Below are 16,893 nucleotides of genomic sequence, written 5' to 3' on the forward strand. Positions count from 1 at the left end.
TGACCCGGAGGATCATGGCTTGATCGCATCTAACTCAGCGCATAGCCCACAACAGGCCCTCGCCGCCCTGCTGGAACGGCACGCGCCAGATCGTTTGCTACACGTTGGCCAAAGCGACCTACCCGCCATCGAGGCCTATCGCGGCAGCCGACCCGACGTTCAGCTAGACCGCGCAACAAGCGCGCCACTGCCAGCCTCGATTACCGCTCAGCGCTACCAGCTGGCGATCGTGGCGGACTGCCTCGAACACCTTGCCAAGCGAGACGGCCTGCACCTGCTCGGGGGCATCCGTAACCTCAATGCCAGCCGCATGGCGGTTCTGGTTGATCTGAATGCTTGCGACTGGCAGGCGACCGACTTCTTCGCCCTGGCGTTACAGCTGAATGCCTGCTTCGAGCGCGACGGACAGACCTTGACCCTCTTCACCTACGACCTGCTTGACTACAAGCAGGTTCCAAGTTGGTTGAACGCGAAGTTCTGGGCCAATCCTCAGATGTTTGGCAAATATTGGTGGTAATGCATGATCTCGACCGACTCGCTCGACAAGGTTCCGAACTGCCCGTGCGGCAGCGGCGATGCACTAGACGACTGCTGCGGGCGCTATCACGCCGGCCTGCCGGCCCCAAGCGCCGAGCGGCTCATGCGGTCACGCTACAGTGCTTACGTGCTTGGCCTGGTTGACTACCTCAAGGCCACTACCCTGCCCGTCCAGCAATCATCGCTGGATCTTCAAGCGATGAGAGAGTGGAGCGCGGCGAGCACCTGGTTAGGCCTGGACGTCGAAGAGAGCCAAGTGCTTGGCGGCCAGCCGGAGCATGCACGGGTCAGTTTCACCGCACGCTGGCACGACCGTACCGGCGAGCACGCGCAACACGAGCGCTCCGCCTTCGTGCAACGCGATGGGCGCTGGTATTTCATCGATTCCACAGTGCCGCTGCACGCAGGCCGAAACGATCCCTGCCCCTGCGGCAGCGGGCAGAAGTTCAAGAAATGCTGTGCGCCTTACCTCTAAACAAGCGGCAAAAAGGCCGGCGAGCGCATGCTGGCCGGCCTTCGCATTCGCTGACGCTTACTTCTCGACGAATGCACGCTCGATCAGGTAGTGGCCCGGATCGCCCATACGCGGCGACGCTTTCAGACCGAAGCTGTCGAGTACTTCGCTGGTCTCGGCCAGCATGCTCGGACTACCGCAGATCATCGCGCGGTCGTCTTCCGGGTTGATGGGCGGCAGGCCAATGTCTTGGAAGAGCTTGCCGTTGCGCATCAGATCGGTCAGGCGGCCCTGATTTTCGAACGGCTCGCGGGTCACGGTCGGGTAGTAGATCAGCTTTTCCTTCAGCGCCTCGCCAAAGAATTCGTTCTGCGGTAAATGCTCGGTGATGAACTCGCGGTATGCCACTTCGTTGACGTAGCGCACGCCATGAACCAACACGACCTTTTCGAACCGCTCGTAGGTTTCCGGGTCCTGGATGACGCTCATGAACGGCGCCAAACCCGTACCGGTGCTGAGTAGGTAAAGGTGCTTGCCTGGCAGCAGGTCGTCCAGCACGAGGGTACCGGTCGGCTTGCGGCTGACCATCAGCGAGTCCCCTTCCTTGAGATGCTGCAAGCGAGACGTCAGCGGGCCATCCGGAACCTTGATGCTGAAAAACTCGAGATGTTCTTCGTAGTTCGGGCTGGCAATGCTGTAGGCGCGCATCAGCGGCCGACCTTCGACCTCCAGGCCGATCATTACGAACTGACCGTTTTCGAAACGAAGGCCCGGGTTACGGGTGGTTTTGAAACTGAACAGCGTGTCGTTCCAGTGATGAACACTCAGGACACGTTCGACGTTCAGGTTGCTCATGTACGAATTCCTCTCTAGCGCACCACAGCGCAGCAAATTTCATCGAAGTCTATCGAGCCAGCTATTATCTGTTAAACGAATATTAACGATATAGGTTATCGGTTATATAGATATGCATTTTACGTTGCGTCAACTTGAAGTGTTCGTCGCCATTGCCCGCCAAGAGAGCGTCTCCCGAGCGGCCGAAACCCTCGCGCTGTCGCAATCAGCCACCAGCACCTCGCTTGCCGAACTTGAACGGCAAACGGGTTGCCAACTGTTCGACCGTGCGGGAAAGCGCCTGTGGCTCAACGCGCTAGGCCATCAACTGCTGCCGCAAGCGGTCAGCCTGCTCGACCAGGCCAAGGCAATCGAGGACCTGCTCGCGGGGAAAACCGGCTTTGGCTCGCTGACCGTCGGGGCGACGTTGACGGTAGGCAACTACCTGGCGACGCTTTTGATCGGCAGCTTCATGCAACGCCATCCCGAATGCCGCGTAAAACTTCACGTGCAAAACACCGCGCATATTGTCCACCAGGTCGCACAGCATGAAATTGATCTAGGCCTGATCGAAGGCGATTGCCAGCACCCGGACATCGAAGTGTTGCCCTGGGTCGAGGACGAACTCGTAGTGTTTTGCGCGCCGCAACACCCGTTGGCTGGCACCGGCAAGGTCAGCCTCGATCAGTTATCACGCGAGGCCTGGATTCTACGCGAACAAGGCTCCGGTACACGCCTGACCTTCGACCAGGCTACCCGTCATCATCCGTCGAAGCTGAACATCCGCCTGGAGCTGGAACACACCGAGGCCATCAAACGTGCCGTTGAATCCGGCTTGGGAATCGGCTGCATTTCCAGGCTCGCCCTGCGCGACGCCTTTCGCCGCGGCAGCCTGGTGGCGCTCGAAACGCCGGAGCTGGATCTTGCGCGGCAGTTCTACTTTATCTGGCACTCGCTGAAGTATCAGAGCGCAGCTATGCGTGAATTCATTGCCCAATGCCAGGCCCTCACGGCTGGCATTCGGCGAAGCGACGAGATTGTTCTGCCGCCAATCGCCTGAACGAAGCAGGCGTTTGGACGATGCGATCAATTGCTGGGGATCGATCCCATCTGCTGCAGCAACAGGGCCGCCTGGGTGCGGGTGCGAACGCCCAGCTTGCGGAAGATCGCCGTTACATGCGCCTTAATAGTGGCTTCGGAGACACTCAGTTCATAAGCGATCTGCTTGTTCAGCAGGCCATCACACACCATCGTCAGCACGCGGAATTGCTGCGGCGTCAGGCTGGCCAGACCTTCGCTGGCCGCTTTAGCCTCGGGGCTGACATGGCCAACGTCTTCGATCTGGCTTGGCCACCAGACATCCCCGTCGAGCACGGCGCGAACGGCCTGCTGAATAGTTTCCAACGAGCTGGATTTAGGTATGAAGCCGCTGGCACCGAATTCGCGCGATCGCGCGACCACGGCCGCCTCCTCCTGCGCGGAAATCATCACGACGGGTAACTGCGGGTATTGCCCGCGCAGCAGGACCAAGCCGGAAAAGCCGTAGGCACCGGGCATGTTCAAGTCCAGCAGCACCAGGTCCCAGTCGGCCGTGCGGTTCAGCAGCGCTTCCAATTCGGCGATGCTGGCCGCTTCGGATAGGCGCACGCCATCACCCAGGCCAAGCGTCAATGCTTGCTGAAGTGCGCTGCGAAAGAGAGGGTGATCATCGGCAATGAGGATTTCGTAAGCAGCCATGGCAGACCTATGGTTTTTATATTGGCGCTTTCACCGGCCAGGGCCGATTCCGAAGGGCGTAGACGAACGTCGACAGGGAGCAGTCATAACGAACCGGCGTGATGATATCTCGCCACCACCCGAAATTCGATTATCGGGAGGCATTTATTCGGCGGCGCAAGCATGACGACCCGCGAATTGGTGGTCAAGCAGCCCGCTTTTGATGCAAAGTTTGCCGCCTTTTCCGCCGACGAGCCCCCTCATGCGTAACCAAGCCCTGCGTGCCGATATCCTGATGCTCATTACCGCCATGATCTGGGGCAGCGCCTTCGTGGCTCAGCGCATCGGCATGGACAACATCGGCCCATTTCTCTTCACCGGCTTGCGTTTCGCACTGGGCGCCATCGTGCTGCTGCCGCTAATGCTGCACCAGGGGCGCGGCGCCGCTCGGCATGAACCCTTCTTTCAACGCGGCCTGCTGCTGGGCGGGTTGTTCATGGGGCTGGCGTTGACCACCGGCATCAATTTGCAGCAGGTTGGTCTCCTGTTCACCAGCGTCACCAACTCCGGCTTCATTACCGGCCTTTACGTCATCGTCGTGCCGCTGCTTGGGCTTTTCATCGGCCAGAGAACCGGGTTCGGCACCTGGATTGGCGCGCTGCTGGCGGTGGTGGGGATGGCATTTCTCAGCATCGGCGAGAATTTCACTGTCGCGTCGGGTGACTGGATTCAGCTGGCTGGCGCCTTTGTCTGGGGAGTCCACGTGTTGCTGGTGAGTTTTTTTGTCAGCCGGCATGACGCCATCCGCCTCGCGTTCCTGCAGTTCGTCACCTGTGCGGTGGTCAGTCTGATTCTGGCAGCGCTGTTCGAAGAGGCTAGCCTCGAGCAGATTCGTCTCGCTGCGCCTGCGCTCGTCTACGGCGGCATGTTTGCCGTCGGGGTCGGCTACACCCTGCAAGTCGTGGCTCAAAAACATGCGATTGCCTCGCATGCGGCGGTGATTCTGTCGCTTGAGGCGGTCTTTGCCGCTGCTGCCGGCGCGGTATTTCTCGACGAGAGCCTAACGATGCGCGGCTATTTCGGCTGCGCCCTGATGTTTGCCGGCATGCTCGCGGCTCAATTGTGGCCGCGCAAGCCCGCGCCCGTGCTGGCCGCGCCTCAGCCCCCCATCAACGACCCAGCCCGTTGAAGCCCGTCAGTGCACGATGCACGTCATCGTCCAGGTCAGGCAGGCGATGGTGCTTGGCCCCCAGGTAGTGGTCGGTGAAAACATCGAGCCAGGCATCCAGGGCCGCTGCGGCAGTCGCCTCGCCAGCCAGGCCAAGGCACAGCGCAGCGACCTCTGCAGTGCACAGATGTTCGCTGCGTTTGGAGCGCCGCAGGCGGTAGCGTGACAACACCTCGGCCTGCAGGCTGAGCACGGGCAAACCGTCCAGGTAGGGGCTCTTACGGAACATCTTGCGCGCCTCGGTCCAGGTCGCGTCGAGCAATACGAACAAGGGGCGCTTGCCCGCAGCAGGCACTACATGCTCGACGACTCGTCCGGCCTCGGCGTATTCACCCGGAAACACCAGGTACGGCTGATAAGCGGGATGGGACAGCAATCTGGTCAGCGCCGGGTCAACATCGGTCCGCTGCCAGCCGAACGCATGGGTATCGCTGATCACGTCGGCAATCAGCCAGCCGGTGTTGCTCGGTTTCAGCGGTTCGATATCGTGCATGATCAGGCACATGCCGCTGCGCGCCTCGACCGTCGGGCGTAGCGCGCATAGACAGTGGCTATGCGCGACGCGGCAGCGCTCGCAGCGGTCGGTGCGCGAACCTCGAGCAATGAAGGGCTTGGCGGCTCTGGCCTGGCGGACGGCGCGAAGCCGAGCTACGGCATGGGGCATGGTCTGATTGCACGATCGAATCGGGCACGCATTCTAACAGCCTCGCCGTGACCGCCAGCAGCAGTCACTGAACCGCGCCAGCAGGGGCCGGTCGAACGACGGCAGTCATCAGGAGAACCCCATGCACCGTCTGACCACGATTTTCGCCTTCTGCCTCGCCCTTCCCTTCGCCTCGACGGCATCCGCACAGGCCTCTGCGCTCAACCAGTTGCTCGAACAGGTTGCCCGAGAAAGCAGTGTCGGTACGCCCAGGGCCATCAATTCCGACTTGCTGGACGAAGGCTATAGCGTCGATGGCAACGAGCTGGTCAACCACCTCAGCGTGCAGCCTCGTCATGCCGCGCAGATGCGCGACAATCCCAAGGATGTCCGGACCCAGCTGGCCGCGAGCGTTTGCAACAACAACGGCCTGCGCGAGTTGATGAACCGTGGTGCGGTGCTGCGCTTCGAGTTCAGCGAGTACCAGAGCAAGAAGCCGATCACTACCGAACGCTATCGCGCCAGCGACTGCTAATTGCCGCTGTACCGGGCGACGCGTCAGCGAAGGACGCGTGGATCACCCTTTCCGGCGACGGCGGCCGCCTCATCCGGTTTGAGTAGCGCCGTGCGGGGCACGTCAAGCAGACGAGCACAGGCCGCTAGAACGTTCGCCCAAGTTGCCCGGTTGGCGAACTGCATGCCTGCTTCGTCCAGCGTACCGCCGCGGTTGCGGTAGCCCAGTACCGAGTTGCGCTGGGCATCGGGCAAGATTGGCCATAGATGCCCGCGCACCACTTCCGGCCGCATATGGGTGAGCAAGACCCTCAGCGGCATCCGTTCGGGAAACAGTCGCTCAGCGACGCCATCGGCGGCCAGCGCATCGATTTCCCAGCGATCCCGCGGCGCCCGGAAGCGACCCGGCTCCTGCAGATAGACAAGGCGATAGGCAACGTCGGCCTGCCGGAGCCGGGCTGCCGCCCGCTGCATTTCAGTCAATTGATAGCTACCGTTGGCGATCAGCAGCAGAGGCTGAAACCCCTGGGTTTCGTCGACGATGATCGCCCCCTCGTTCGCCAGACGCTCTGCCTGCAAGGCATCGAATTGAATCGGCCGGTCGCGCTTGGGCATGACCAGGCAAGCAAGCGTGCCGCGCGCCTGGTAGATCGAAGGCAGCAGCGCCAGCGCGCTGTTGTAGTCGGCAGGAAACAAAACCCGCGCCATGTCGTTCATTTCACCGAGCAGGGCCTCGCAGAAGGTCGTGTCTTGGTGGGACTGCTGGTTCTTGCCGTTTTCCCAGGTATGGGACGTGGCAACCAGCGGCCAACCCAGCCAGCCGGCTGGTCGACCGACCTCCTTCTGCTGCCGAGCGAAAAGCAGGCTTTGCCGCACTGCGCCCAGCATCTTCACGCAGAACGCCTCATAGCTGGCGACAAGGTTGAGGCCGCCCTGGTTAGCCAGGCAGGCCGACACCACGGCCTCTTCGTTGAGCGCTGTGATGACCTTTCCATCGAGTGCTTCGAGGTCGCTTTCCGGCTCCACCACGCGATGCCTGAGCGCGGTCAGAACGCCGCCAAGGCGGTTGCTTGCCAACTCGTCGGGGTTTCCGACCCGCGCACGCAGCTCAGGATTCAGGCGAGTGAGTTCGACAAAGAAGTCGTCCACCGCAGCCATTGGTGAGCCGGCCTCCTCGCGGTAGGCCAACCGGGGCATCCGCGGTTCGGAAGGCCTGCGCAGCGCCATGGTGTTGTCACGTTCGAGCGGTCGCCCTTGGCGATGCTGACGCAGCCGCTCACGCGCGCCCTGCAGCATGTCCTCCGGAACGAATAACGGCGCGACGTGTTCGTTGAACAGCCTGCGTGACGTTTCGTCGCGGTGCGGATTGCCTGGTAGAGGCAAGTTATGAGCCGCATTGCTGCCCGCCCCGTAAAAACCGAATCCCTTTTCAGTTTCGGCAATGCCATATGGAATGGGCAGCGGATAGGCGAGAATGCCGCGCCCTTTTTCGTCGATCCGACGACTCAGGCGCTGCTCCATCTCCCACAGCATGCAGACGAAGGCGGCAGGGTCACGGCCATCGAAGGGAATCGGATCGAAACCACAGCGGCTCAGGTGCTGACGGAAGCCTTCCAGGCCCTCGTGCGTGCCGAGCTGCGTGCGCTGCTCGATACGTCGGCCGTTAGCAATCATGATCGGCAGGGCCATTCCACAATCTTCGGCGCGCCACCAGCGTGGCATCCAGTCGCTGCCGCGCTGCTCTTCAGCAGCGCCATCTGACAGGAAGGCGACCAGCGTTTCGCCAGGCATCGGCAGGTGGCCGTACTGAAGCTCAGCGAAGCCGAGATATCCCCCTTCGGCGATTCCGCCACCCGTGTGTGCATTGACGTGGCTGCCCAATGGGGCCGCAGGCACACCGTCGGGCGCCAGTTCATAGCCGTAAAAGTCATTGAGCAGCCGGTCGATTCCGGCCTCACCCGCCCCGTAAGCCTTCTGCTGCTCGGGCTGCAAGTTGTCGCTCAGCAAATTCAACGCTTCGATCGCCGCAACACAGTGACCCTGCCCCATCATCCAGCCCCGGGTCGTGCCTGTCAGCGCGTTGATGCCTAGATAGCCTGCATAGGCCGGCACCATATTCAACGACCCGCCCGTATGGCCTTCAGGGTTGGGCTTGAAGTCCTCGGCCTCGAGCGGGCCGCCGTCCAGCCGGACCCGCCGCGCATAGGTCATGTGCACAACCAGCCAAAGCCCGGCCGAAGCCAGGCGGTCGAGCGCCTGCAACAGGCGGTACACGTCAGCCAGTTCGGGTTGGAGGTCAGCCTGAACCAATTGGTGCGCAAGCCGGTAGACCGCAGCCTGAGTCTCCAGCGAATGCATGAACGGTCCGTAGCCCTGCCGCCAAAGCGCGAATTCCGGCTGGCTGTCGGCATGGCGATCCAGTTCGGCAAGGCTGGGCAATAGCTGGGTCATGGGCACGCTCCGTTGATTAGCGGTTGAGGTAGTCTAGGCGGCGACCCAGCGCAGCTCTCTGATATACGTCAAGACGCAACGAAAGGCCGGCGGGCATTCTGATGCCAACACCCCAACAGACAGGAGTGTCTATGGCTTTGCTCAGCTTTCTTGGCGCCATCCAGCAGGTCACCGGTTCGTGTTACTTGATCGAAACCCACGGCGGCGCACGCGTCTTGCTTGACGGCGGCTTGCGCCAGGGCCGGCGTGAGGAGGAAGCCGGCAATCGCATGGCGTTCTCTTTCGACCCCACCACCCTAGACGCTGTGGTCGTTTCGCATGCCCATATCGACCATAGCGGCCTTCTGCCCAAGCTGGTTGCGTCGGGTTACAGAGGGCCCATCCATGCGACGACCGCAACCTGCCAACTGCTTGAGCTGATGCTGCTCGATTCGGCGACGCTTCAGGAAAAGGACGCCGAGTGGGAGAACCGCTGGCGGGCGCGCCTGAACAAGCCGCCGATCAAACCACTGTACACCCGCGCCGACAGCGAGCGGATGCTGCTACAACGCGAGCCACATGAATACGGCGCAGCGTTCGAGGTAGCGCCAGGCGTGAGCGTTACGCTGTTCGACGCCGGCCACATTCTCGGTTCGGCTATCGTCCAGGTTGATGTGCTCGACTTCGATCGTCAGCGCCGCCTGGTCTTTTCTGGCGACCTGGGGAACGATACGTCACCCCTGATGCACCCCCCGACGCCATTGCGCGAGGCGGACGTGGTCCTGATGGAATCGACCTATGGCGACCGCGATCATCGAGACCACGAAGCGACCCTAGAGGAACTGGCCGACATTCTTCAACAAGCACATCGGGACGGTGGCAACGTCCTGATGCCATCCTTCGCTGTCGGGCGCACCCAAGACCTCATCTATTACCTTGGCCAGCTGTACCAGCAAGGCCGAGTCCCCCAGCAAGCCGTGTTCCTCGACAGTCCCATGGCAATCCGCGCCAACGCCATCTATTCGTCCTTCCGAGAGCAATTAGAAATCGCAGGCTCTGAGCACCGCACCCAGCTACGGCTGGAAAAGTGGTTGCCCATTCTCAAGCCGACGCCGACGCCCGAAGAATCGATGACCATCAACCGCTTCAAGAGCGGGGCGATCATTATCGCCGGGAGCGGCATGTGCAGTGGCGGGCGCATCCTGCATCACTTCAAGCACAACCTGTGGCGCAAGGAGTGCCATCTGATCATCCCGGGCTTCCAAGCGCGCGGCACGCTAGGCAGGGCCATCGTAGACGGCGCGAAAACGGTCAAGCTGCTGCACCAACGCATTGCAGTGAACGCACGGGTTCACACGCTTGGCGGCTTTTCAGCCCACGCCGGGCAAACGCAGCTAATCGACTGGGTCGCGCATTTCGATCCCAAACCGGAGCTCTATCTCGTGCATGGTGAATCGGAGAAGATGCAGGTGTTGCAACGCACCCTAGCCGAGCGCCTATCCCTACAGGCCCGCATCCCGGAACCCGGGGACCGCATCGCGCTCTGATGCGGGTATCGTGGCACCCGGTTTCGAGGCTTTGACCGATCTACCGGCCAGCGCACCACTACATCCTTGAAGGGAGACACCGCCGTATGGCTTTTGAACCGGACGATTATCTGTCCCGCCACTTCAAGACGAGCGGTGCCGACCTAGCCAGAACGATCGACAAGCTGGTCTCGCTGGCCGCACCACCGTCAAGCCAGAACCTAGAGCTCTACCGCGAGATGCTGGTGACCGTCGTGCGCATGGCCCAGGCCGACCGTAGCCGTTGGGATGCCAAGATTCTGCTGCAGACGATGCGCGAGATGGAGCATGCCTTCGGCCGCCTCGACCCACTCAAGCGACGCCGCAAGGTGACTGTGTTCGGCTCTGCGCGCACGCCGGTCGAGCATCCGCTCTATTCCTTGGCAAAGTCGCTCGGCGCCGTCCTTGCCCGCGATGGGCTGATGGTAATCACCGGAGCAGGGGGCGGCATTATGGCGGCCGCGCACGAAGGCGCTGGCACTGACAACAGTCTGGGATTGAACATCACATTACCGTTCGAGCAGCACGCCAACGCCACAGTGGACGGGACCGATCACCTGCTGTCGTTCCATTTCTTCTTCGTCCGCAAACTGTTCTTTATCAAGGAAGCCGACGCGCTCGTGCTTTTTCCTGGCGGTTTCGGCACCCTGGATGAGGCGCTCGAGGTGCTGACTCTGGTCCAGACCGGCAAAAGCCCCCTGGTGCCCATCGTCCTGCTCGACGAGCCTGGGGGCACCTATTGGAAGGATGCGCTGCACTTCATACGCCACCAGCTCGAAGGCAACCGTTACATCCTTCCCACCGACATGCGACTGATGCGCCTCGTGGACAGCGCCGAGGCGGCGGCCGAGGAAATAAACCGTTTCTATCGCAATTTCCATTCGAGCCGCTGGCTGAAAGACCGGTTCGTGATGCGCATGAATCGCCTGCTCAGCGACACCGCTCTTGAGCAGGTGAATGAGCAATTCGCCGATCTGTGCCTACACGGCCGGTTCGAGCAGCAAAGCAGCTGCGAAGCGGAACGGGACGAACCAGAGTTGCAGGGGTTGCCCCGCCTCGCATTCGTCTTCAACGGACGGGACCATGGCCGGCTGCGCGAACTCACCGACTATCTGAACGACGCGAGCAACTGGGCCGAGCCGAATGCATCGCTTTGAGGCCCGGCCTCACGAAAGCAAGCCTCAACCGTTGCGCAGCAAGCGTCCGATCGAATCCAGCGGATAACCGCGGTAACTGAGGAATCGGCCCTGCCTGGCGCGCTCTTTTTGGTCCGCCGGCCGGGCGCCACCAAACTTCCGCTGCCAGACAGCCTGCAATTGCTCGTTCCAGTCGAAGCCACTTTCGCTCAGGGCACGATCGATGTCGTGTCGATCCAACCCCCGCTGTCCCAACTCTTCCCGGATACGCAGCGGGCCGTAACCCGCATTTGCCCGCATCCGCACAAAGCTTTCCAAATAGCGCGCTTCGCTGAGCAGCCCTTCTTCGGCAAGCCTATCCAGCGCCGGTTCGACAAGCGCCTCCGGCGCGCCTCGAGAACGAAGCTTGCGACTCAACTCGACGCGCCCATGCTCACGGCGCGCTAGCAGATCCATAGCGGCCCGCCGCACCGCAGCGGGACTATCGAGCACGACGGGCATGGCGGTCAGAGATCGGCTTCGACGAGATCTTCAGCGACCGGGCTGGTCTTGCCGTTGGAGCCGGACGATACGACCAGCAGTTTGTCGCGAATCTGCTGCTCGATCTCGCGACCGATTTCCGGGTTTTCTTCCAAGAACTTGGCGGCGTTTGCCTTGCCCTGACCGATCTTGTTGCCCTTATAGGCGTACCAGGCACCCGACTTCTCGACCAAGCCTTGCTGTACGCCGAGGTCAATGATCTCGCCGTTGCGGTAGATACCTTTGCCATAAAGGATCTGGAACTCGGCCTGGCGGAACGGCGGCGCGACCTTGTTCTTGACGACCTTGACGCGAGTTTCGCTACCGACCACCTCGTCGCCCTCTTTCACCGCACCGGTACGGCGAATGTCGAGGCGCACGGAGGCGTAGAACTTCAGTGCATTACCACCTGTGGTGGTTTCGGGACTACCGAACATCACGCCAATTTTCATGCGGATCTGGTTGATGAAAATCACCAGGCAGTTGGCGTTCTTGATGTTACCGGTAATCTTGCGCAGCGCCTGGGACATCAGGCGAGCCTGGAGGCCGACGTGGGCATCGCCCATTTCACCTTCGATCTCGGCCTTGGGCACCAAGGCTGCAACGGAGTCAACGATGATCACATCGACCGCGTTGGAGCGAACCAGCATGTCAGTGATTTCAAGGGCCTGTTCGCCAGTGTCGGGCTGGGATACCAGCAGGTCGTCGACATTCACGCCCAGCTTGCCGGCATAGTCCGGGTCCAATGCGTGTTCAGCGTCGACGAAAGCGCAGGTGGCACCTGCCTTCTGTGCTTCGGCGATTACCGAGAGGGTCATCGTGGTCTTACCAGACGACTCGGGACCGTAGATTTCGACGATACGGCCCTTGGGCAGGCCGCCAATACCCAGCGCGATGTCCAACCCCAGCGAACCGGTGGAAATAGCGGGAATCGCCTGACGATCGTGATCGCCCATGCGCATGACTGCGCCTTTGCCGAACTGCTTTTCGATCTGGCCCAAGGCGGCAGCCAAGGCGCGCTTCTTGTTCTCGTCCATTACAATCCTCACTTGATCAAGAGGGCCAGAGGCCACAACAACTGTATAAGTAGACAGTATTAGAGCATAGGCAAAAACGAGCGCCTAGCCCTCGTACGGAATTTCTCCGGCCGTCAGACGGATCAATCCGACGAGTGCCGCTTCCACGCTCTGCTCCCGGATGGCCTGGCGATCGCCATTGAAACGAAAGCAGCGGGCGAACCGCTCTTCTCCTCGCCCCCACGCTAGCCAAACCGTACCGACAGGTTTTTCCGGCGAGCCACCTCCCGGTCCCGCCACACCGCTGACGGCCACCGCATAACGCGCTCCGCTGGCCTGTTGAGCACCGGCGATCATGGCCTCGACCACCTCGTGACTGACCGCACCTACGCGACTGAACAACGCGGGCGGGACCTGCAGTTGGCGGGTCTTTTGTTCGTTCGAGTAGGTGACGAAGCCCGCTTCGAACCAAGCAGAACTGCCGGCGATGCGGGTGATCGCTTCGGCAATGCCGCCCCCCGTACAGGACTCGGCAGTGGTGACCTGCGCGGCTTGCTGCGCGAGGACTTGCCCCAGTTGGGCGGCTAGATCGGTCAAGCGGGACATGAAGGCTCCGGGATCGTCTTCCAGGGCGCTACCTTAGCAGCCGCTCCGGGATGCGGTCAGCCGCAGCGCACATCCAGTGCCGCTGCATTTCAAGGAACATAAACAAGGCTGTCAGGTATCAGAACCAGGCCGGTCGAGGCTGCGCGCCTGTTATCGCACGCCCCCTAGCGTTGTCCGCCAGGTCTGCGGCCTGCCCTGCCCAGGCGCCCTATCCAAGCGTTCCGACGGCGGCCCGTGATAACCTTGCCGGTTTCGTTCACCCGGGCGGCGGATGGCCCGCCGAACGCTCGCAACCCACGCTGAGCGACGCTGCCCTTGCATTTTTCCAGCACACCCGATTTCCAAGTATCGAGCCCTATGTCAAACGACCTGTCTCATCACACACCCATGATGCAGCAATATTGGAAGCTCAAGCGCGAGCATCCGGACCAGCTGATGTTCTACCGGATGGGTGACTTCTACGAGCTGTTCTATGACGACGCCAAGAAGGCGGCCAAGCTGCTGGACATTACCCTCACCGCCCGCGGCCAGTCCGGCGGTAGCGCGATTCCTATGGCCGGCATTCCGTTTCATTCGGCCGAAGGCTATCTCAGCCGGCTGGTGAAGCTGGGCGAGTCGGTAGTGATCTGCGAGCAGATCGGCGACCCGGCAACCAGCAAAGGCCCGGTCGAACGCCAGGTTGTACGCATCATCACGCCCGGTACGGTTAGCGACGAGGCGCTGCTCGATGAGCACCGTGACAATCTGCTTGCCGCTGTGGTCGGTGATGAGAAGCTGTTCGGCCTGTCCGTGCTGGACATCACAAGCGGCCGCTTCAGCGTGCAAGAGTTCGGCGGCTGGGAAACGTTGCTGGCCGAGGTCGAGCGGCTCAATCCGGCAGAGATGATGATTCCGGACGACTGGCCCACTGGGTTGCCCCTCGAAAAACGGCGTGGCGTGCGCCGGCGGGCGCCCTGGGATTTCGACCGTGACACCGCATTCAAGAGCTTGTGCCAGCAATTCGGCACCCAGGATCTCAAGGGCTTCGGTTGCGAAAAGCTAACGCTTGCGCTGGGCGCCGCGGGTTGTTTGCTCGCTTATGCCAAGGAAACCCAGCGCACGGCCCTGCACCATCTGCGCAGCCTGCGCCACGAGCGCCTCGACGAAACCGTGATCCTTGACGGCGCGACGCGGCGCAACCTGGAGCTGGACATCAACCTCGGCGGTGGCCGGGACAACACGCTGCAATCGGTGGTCGATCGTTGCCAGACCGCCATGGGCAGCCGCCTGCTCAGCCGCTGGCTGAACCGCCCGCTGCGCGATCGCGCCTTGCTCGAGGCTCGTCAGGACTCGATCACCTGTCTGCTCGAGCACTATCGCTTCGAGCAGATCCAACCTCAGCTCAAGGAAATCGGCGATCTCGAACGGATCCTCGCGCGCATCGGCCTGCGCAACGCTCGCCCGCGTGATCTGGCCCGGCTGCGTGATGCCCTCGCTGCGCTGCCGCTGCTGCAAGACGGCATGCGCGAGCTCGTCGCACCGCACCTGATCGAGCTGGCTGCGACCATCCGCACTTATCCTGAGCTGGCAGAACTGCTGGCTCGCGCGATCATCGACAACCCACCGGCGGTGATCCGCGACGGCGGCGTGCTGAAGACTGGCTACGACGCCGAACTGGACGAGCTCCAATCCTTGTCGGAGAACGCAGGCCAGTACCTGATGGACCTGGAAAGCCGGGAAAAGGCCCGCACCGGCTTGGCCAACCTCAAGGTCGGCTACAACCGTGTGCACGGGTACTTCATCGAGCTGCCAAGCAAGCAAGCCGAGTCGGCACCGGCTGACTACATACGTCGGCAGACGCTCAAGGGCGCTGAGCGTTTCATCACCCCGGAGCTCAAGGAATTCGAGGACAAGGCCCTCTCAGCGAAAAGCCGTGCGCTGGCGCGTGAAAAGCAGCTCTATGAAGAATTGCTCGAACGGCTGATCGAGCACCTCGCGCCCCTGCAGGAAAGCGCCGCGGCCTTGGCCGAACTGGACGTGCTGAGCAACCTGGCCGAGCGCGCCCTGAACCTGGACCTCAACCGCCCGCGCTTCGTCGAGCATCCCTGCTTGCAGATCGAGCAAGGGCGGCACCCCGTCGTCGAGCAGGTGCTACAAACGCCCTTCGTCGCCAACGACCTCCAGCTGGACGACGACACCCGCATGCTGGTCATCACTGGCCCAAACATGGGGGGTAAGTCGACCTACATGCGCCAGACCGCACTGATCATCCTGCTTGCGCAGATTGGAAGTTTCGTGCCGGCCAAGGCCTGTCAGCTCTCGCTGGTCGACCGCATCTTCACCCGCATCGGCTCTTCGGACGACCTGGCAGGTGGACGCTCGACCTTCATGGTGGAAATGAGCGAGACCGCCAACATCCTGCACAACGCCAGCGACCGCAGCCTGGTACTGATGGATGAAGTGGGTCGCGGCACCAGCACGTTCGACGGCCTGTCCCTGGCATGGGCTGCCGCCGAGCACCTGGCAGAGCTGCGCGCCTTCACGCTGTTTGCCACGCACTATTTCGAGTTGACCGTGCTGCCGGAAAGCAAGCCCGTGGTTGCCAACGTGCATCTCTCGGCGACCGAGCACAACGAGCGCATCGTCTTCCTCCATCACGTGCTGCCGGGCCCGGCGAGCCAGAGCTACGGGCTGGCCGTCGCGCAACTGGCCGGCGTGCCCGGTCCGGTTATCCAGCGTGCGCGCGACCATCTGTCGCGGCTGGAAACCACCAGCTTGCCGCACGAAACGCCGAAAATGGCGGTCGGACAGCCCGCACCGCCGATGCAGAACGACCTGTTCGCCAGCCTCCCGCATCCTGTGCTCGAGGAGCTCGGGCGGATCAATCCCGATGACCTGACACCGCGTCAGGCGCTGGAGCTGTTATACAACCTTAAAACACGCGTCTGACGGCCAGAAAAAGCTGCTAGAATCGCGCGCATTTTTTGGATATGGCCGGTATTGCCTGGTACCGACATAGCCCTTGCCGAACAGGGGCGTCACCGTAACGCCACCTGACACGCCTGAGGAGATAGCTAGAATGACCTTCGTCGTCACCGACAACTGCATCAAGTGCAAATACACCGACTGCGTGGAAGTCTGTCCGGTGGACTGCTTTTACGAAGGCCCGAACTTTCTGGTCATTCATCCGGACGAGTGCATCGACTGCGCGCTCTGCGAGCCGGAATGCCCCGCCCAGGCGATCTTCTCCGAAGATGAAGTGCCGGACGAGCAGCAGGAATACATTCAGCTGAACGCCGACCTGGCCGATATCTGGCCAAACATCACCGAGAAGAAAGACTCGCTGCCGGATGCCGAGGAATGGGACGGCGTGAAAGACAAGCTGCAATACCTGGAGCGGTAAAACACCACTCAAAAAAATGCCCGCCGAAGCGGGCATTTTTTTGCGTGATCGTCAGGTGCGATCGACACCTTTCTTGATGGTGTCCTTGGCTTCGCCCTTGACCTGCTGAGCATCGCCTTTGATTTCCTGCCGCTGGCCTTCGCCCTTCATCCGCTCGTTGTCGGTCGCTTCGCCGACGCCCTGCTTGACCTTGCCAGCCGCTTCGTTGAGGTTGCCTTTCATCTTGTCTTCAGTACTGCTCATGGCGTTTCCCTCTATGTCTATGGGTTGCATGCGGTTGACTAGAACTGGGCGTGGATAGTTTCGCCTGACCG

The 16,893-nt window shown here is 61.6% G+C and carries 17 protein-coding genes; 9 read left to right on the plus strand and 8 right to left on the minus strand.

Going from position 1 to position 16,893, the window contains the following annotated elements:
- Positions 1-19: 19 nt before the first annotated feature.
- Both KXR72_RS08885 and KXR72_RS08890 read left to right on the plus strand, forming a co-directional pair.
- Positions 20-517, plus strand: a complete 498-nt coding sequence (locus KXR72_RS08885) for a DUF6231 family protein (RefSeq protein WP_437420745.1) — start codon at positions 20-22, stop codon at positions 515-517.
- Between the two features lie 3 nt (positions 518-520).
- Positions 521-1,012 (plus strand): YchJ family protein, encoded by a 492-nt coding sequence (locus KXR72_RS08890; protein WP_437420746.1) that lies wholly within the window; start codon positions 521-523, stop codon positions 1,010-1,012.
- 57 nt (positions 1,013-1,069) lie between these two features.
- Here the strand turns inward: KXR72_RS08890 and fpr are convergent, their stop codons facing one another.
- Complete coding sequence (gene fpr / locus KXR72_RS08895; protein ID WP_437420747.1) at positions 1,070-1,846, minus strand: ferredoxin-NADP reductase; 777 nt, start codon at positions 1,844-1,846, stop codon at positions 1,070-1,072.
- Between the two features lie 112 nt (positions 1,847-1,958).
- Between fpr and KXR72_RS08900 the strand changes: the two genes are divergently transcribed.
- Positions 1,959-2,885: a LysR family transcriptional regulator gene (locus KXR72_RS08900; protein ID WP_437420748.1), complete on the plus strand. Its 927-nt coding sequence runs from the start codon at positions 1,959-1,961 to the stop codon at positions 2,883-2,885.
- A gap of 26 nt (positions 2,886-2,911) precedes the next feature.
- On the opposite strand, the gene erdR is transcribed toward KXR72_RS08900, so the two are convergent.
- Positions 2,912-3,562, minus strand: a complete 651-nt coding sequence (erdR, locus tag KXR72_RS08905) for a response regulator transcription factor ErdR (protein WP_437420749.1) — start codon at positions 3,560-3,562, stop codon at positions 2,912-2,914.
- 241 nt (positions 3,563-3,803) lie between these two features.
- Between erdR and KXR72_RS08910 the strand changes: the two genes are divergently transcribed.
- Positions 3,804-4,730 (plus strand): DMT family transporter, encoded by a 927-nt coding sequence (locus KXR72_RS08910; RefSeq protein WP_437420750.1) that lies wholly within the window; start codon positions 3,804-3,806, stop codon positions 4,728-4,730.
- Here the strand turns inward: KXR72_RS08910 and KXR72_RS08915 are convergent.
- Positions 4,711-5,433, minus strand: coding sequence for a tRNA-uridine aminocarboxypropyltransferase (locus KXR72_RS08915; RefSeq protein WP_437420751.1), 723 nt, complete (start codon positions 5,431-5,433; stop codon positions 4,711-4,713). The two genes, KXR72_RS08910 and KXR72_RS08915, sit on opposite strands and share 20 nt — an antisense overlap.
- Before the next feature lie 121 nt (positions 5,434-5,554).
- Here KXR72_RS08915 and KXR72_RS08920 point away from each other — a divergent pair, with 121 nt between their 5' ends.
- On the plus strand, positions 5,555-5,947 hold the full coding sequence (locus KXR72_RS08920; protein WP_437420752.1) for a PA3611 family quorum-sensing-regulated virulence factor: 393 nt from the start codon (positions 5,555-5,557) through the stop codon (positions 5,945-5,947).
- A 23-nt stretch (positions 5,948-5,970) separates the two neighbouring features.
- Here KXR72_RS08920 and KXR72_RS08925 read toward each other — a convergent pair whose 3' ends face one another.
- On the minus strand, positions 5,971-8,376 hold the full coding sequence (locus KXR72_RS08925) for a xylulose 5-phosphate 3-epimerase (RefSeq protein WP_437420753.1): 2,406 nt from the start codon (positions 8,374-8,376) through the stop codon (positions 5,971-5,973).
- A gap of 131 nt (positions 8,377-8,507) precedes the next feature.
- On the opposite strand from KXR72_RS08925, the gene KXR72_RS08930 reads away from it, so the two are divergent.
- Positions 8,508-9,902, plus strand: coding sequence for an MBL fold metallo-hydrolase RNA specificity domain-containing protein (locus tag KXR72_RS08930; RefSeq protein WP_437420754.1), 1,395 nt, complete (start codon positions 8,508-8,510; stop codon positions 9,900-9,902).
- 86 nt (positions 9,903-9,988) lie between these two features.
- Positions 9,989-11,077, plus strand: a complete 1,089-nt coding sequence (locus KXR72_RS08935) for a TIGR00730 family Rossman fold protein (RefSeq protein ID WP_437420755.1) — start codon at positions 9,989-9,991, stop codon at positions 11,075-11,077.
- 24 nt (positions 11,078-11,101) lie between these two features.
- Here KXR72_RS08935 and recX read toward each other — a convergent pair whose 3' ends face one another.
- The 3 genes from recX to KXR72_RS08950 all read right to left on the minus strand — a co-directional run bounded on the left by recX (position 11,102) and on the right by KXR72_RS08950 (position 13,197).
- Positions 11,102-11,557, minus strand: coding sequence for a recombination regulator RecX (recX, locus tag KXR72_RS08940; protein WP_437420756.1), 456 nt, complete (start codon positions 11,555-11,557; stop codon positions 11,102-11,104).
- A gap of 5 nt (positions 11,558-11,562) precedes the next feature.
- Positions 11,563-12,612, minus strand: coding sequence for a recombinase RecA (gene recA / locus KXR72_RS08945; RefSeq protein ID WP_437420757.1), 1,050 nt, complete (start codon positions 12,610-12,612; stop codon positions 11,563-11,565).
- A gap of 84 nt (positions 12,613-12,696) precedes the next feature.
- Positions 12,697-13,197 (minus strand): CinA family protein, encoded by a 501-nt coding sequence (locus tag KXR72_RS08950; protein ID WP_437420758.1) that lies wholly within the window; start codon positions 13,195-13,197, stop codon positions 12,697-12,699.
- A gap of 357 nt (positions 13,198-13,554) precedes the next feature.
- Here KXR72_RS08950 and mutS point away from each other — a divergent pair, with 357 nt between their 5' ends.
- Both mutS and fdxA read left to right on the plus strand, forming a co-directional pair.
- Complete coding sequence (gene mutS, locus KXR72_RS08955; protein ID WP_437420759.1) at positions 13,555-16,125, plus strand: DNA mismatch repair protein MutS; 2,571 nt, start codon at positions 13,555-13,557, stop codon at positions 16,123-16,125.
- A gap of 130 nt (positions 16,126-16,255) precedes the next feature.
- Positions 16,256-16,579: a ferredoxin FdxA gene (fdxA, locus tag KXR72_RS08960; RefSeq protein ID WP_437420760.1), complete on the plus strand. Its 324-nt coding sequence runs from the start codon at positions 16,256-16,258 to the stop codon at positions 16,577-16,579.
- Positions 16,580-16,630: 51 nt separating this feature from the next.
- Here fdxA and KXR72_RS08965 read toward each other — a convergent pair whose 3' ends face one another.
- The gene (locus tag KXR72_RS08965; protein WP_437420761.1) at positions 16,631-16,822 is read right to left on the minus strand and encodes a CsbD family protein; all 192 of its coding nucleotides are present in this window, start codon (positions 16,820-16,822) and stop codon (positions 16,631-16,633) included.
- Between the last annotated feature and the right edge of the window lie 71 nt (positions 16,823-16,893).

This window comes from Stutzerimonas chloritidismutans (assembly GCF_051486945.1).
Lineage (GTDB): Bacteria > Pseudomonadota > Gammaproteobacteria > Pseudomonadales > Pseudomonadaceae > Stutzerimonas > Stutzerimonas chloritidismutans_B.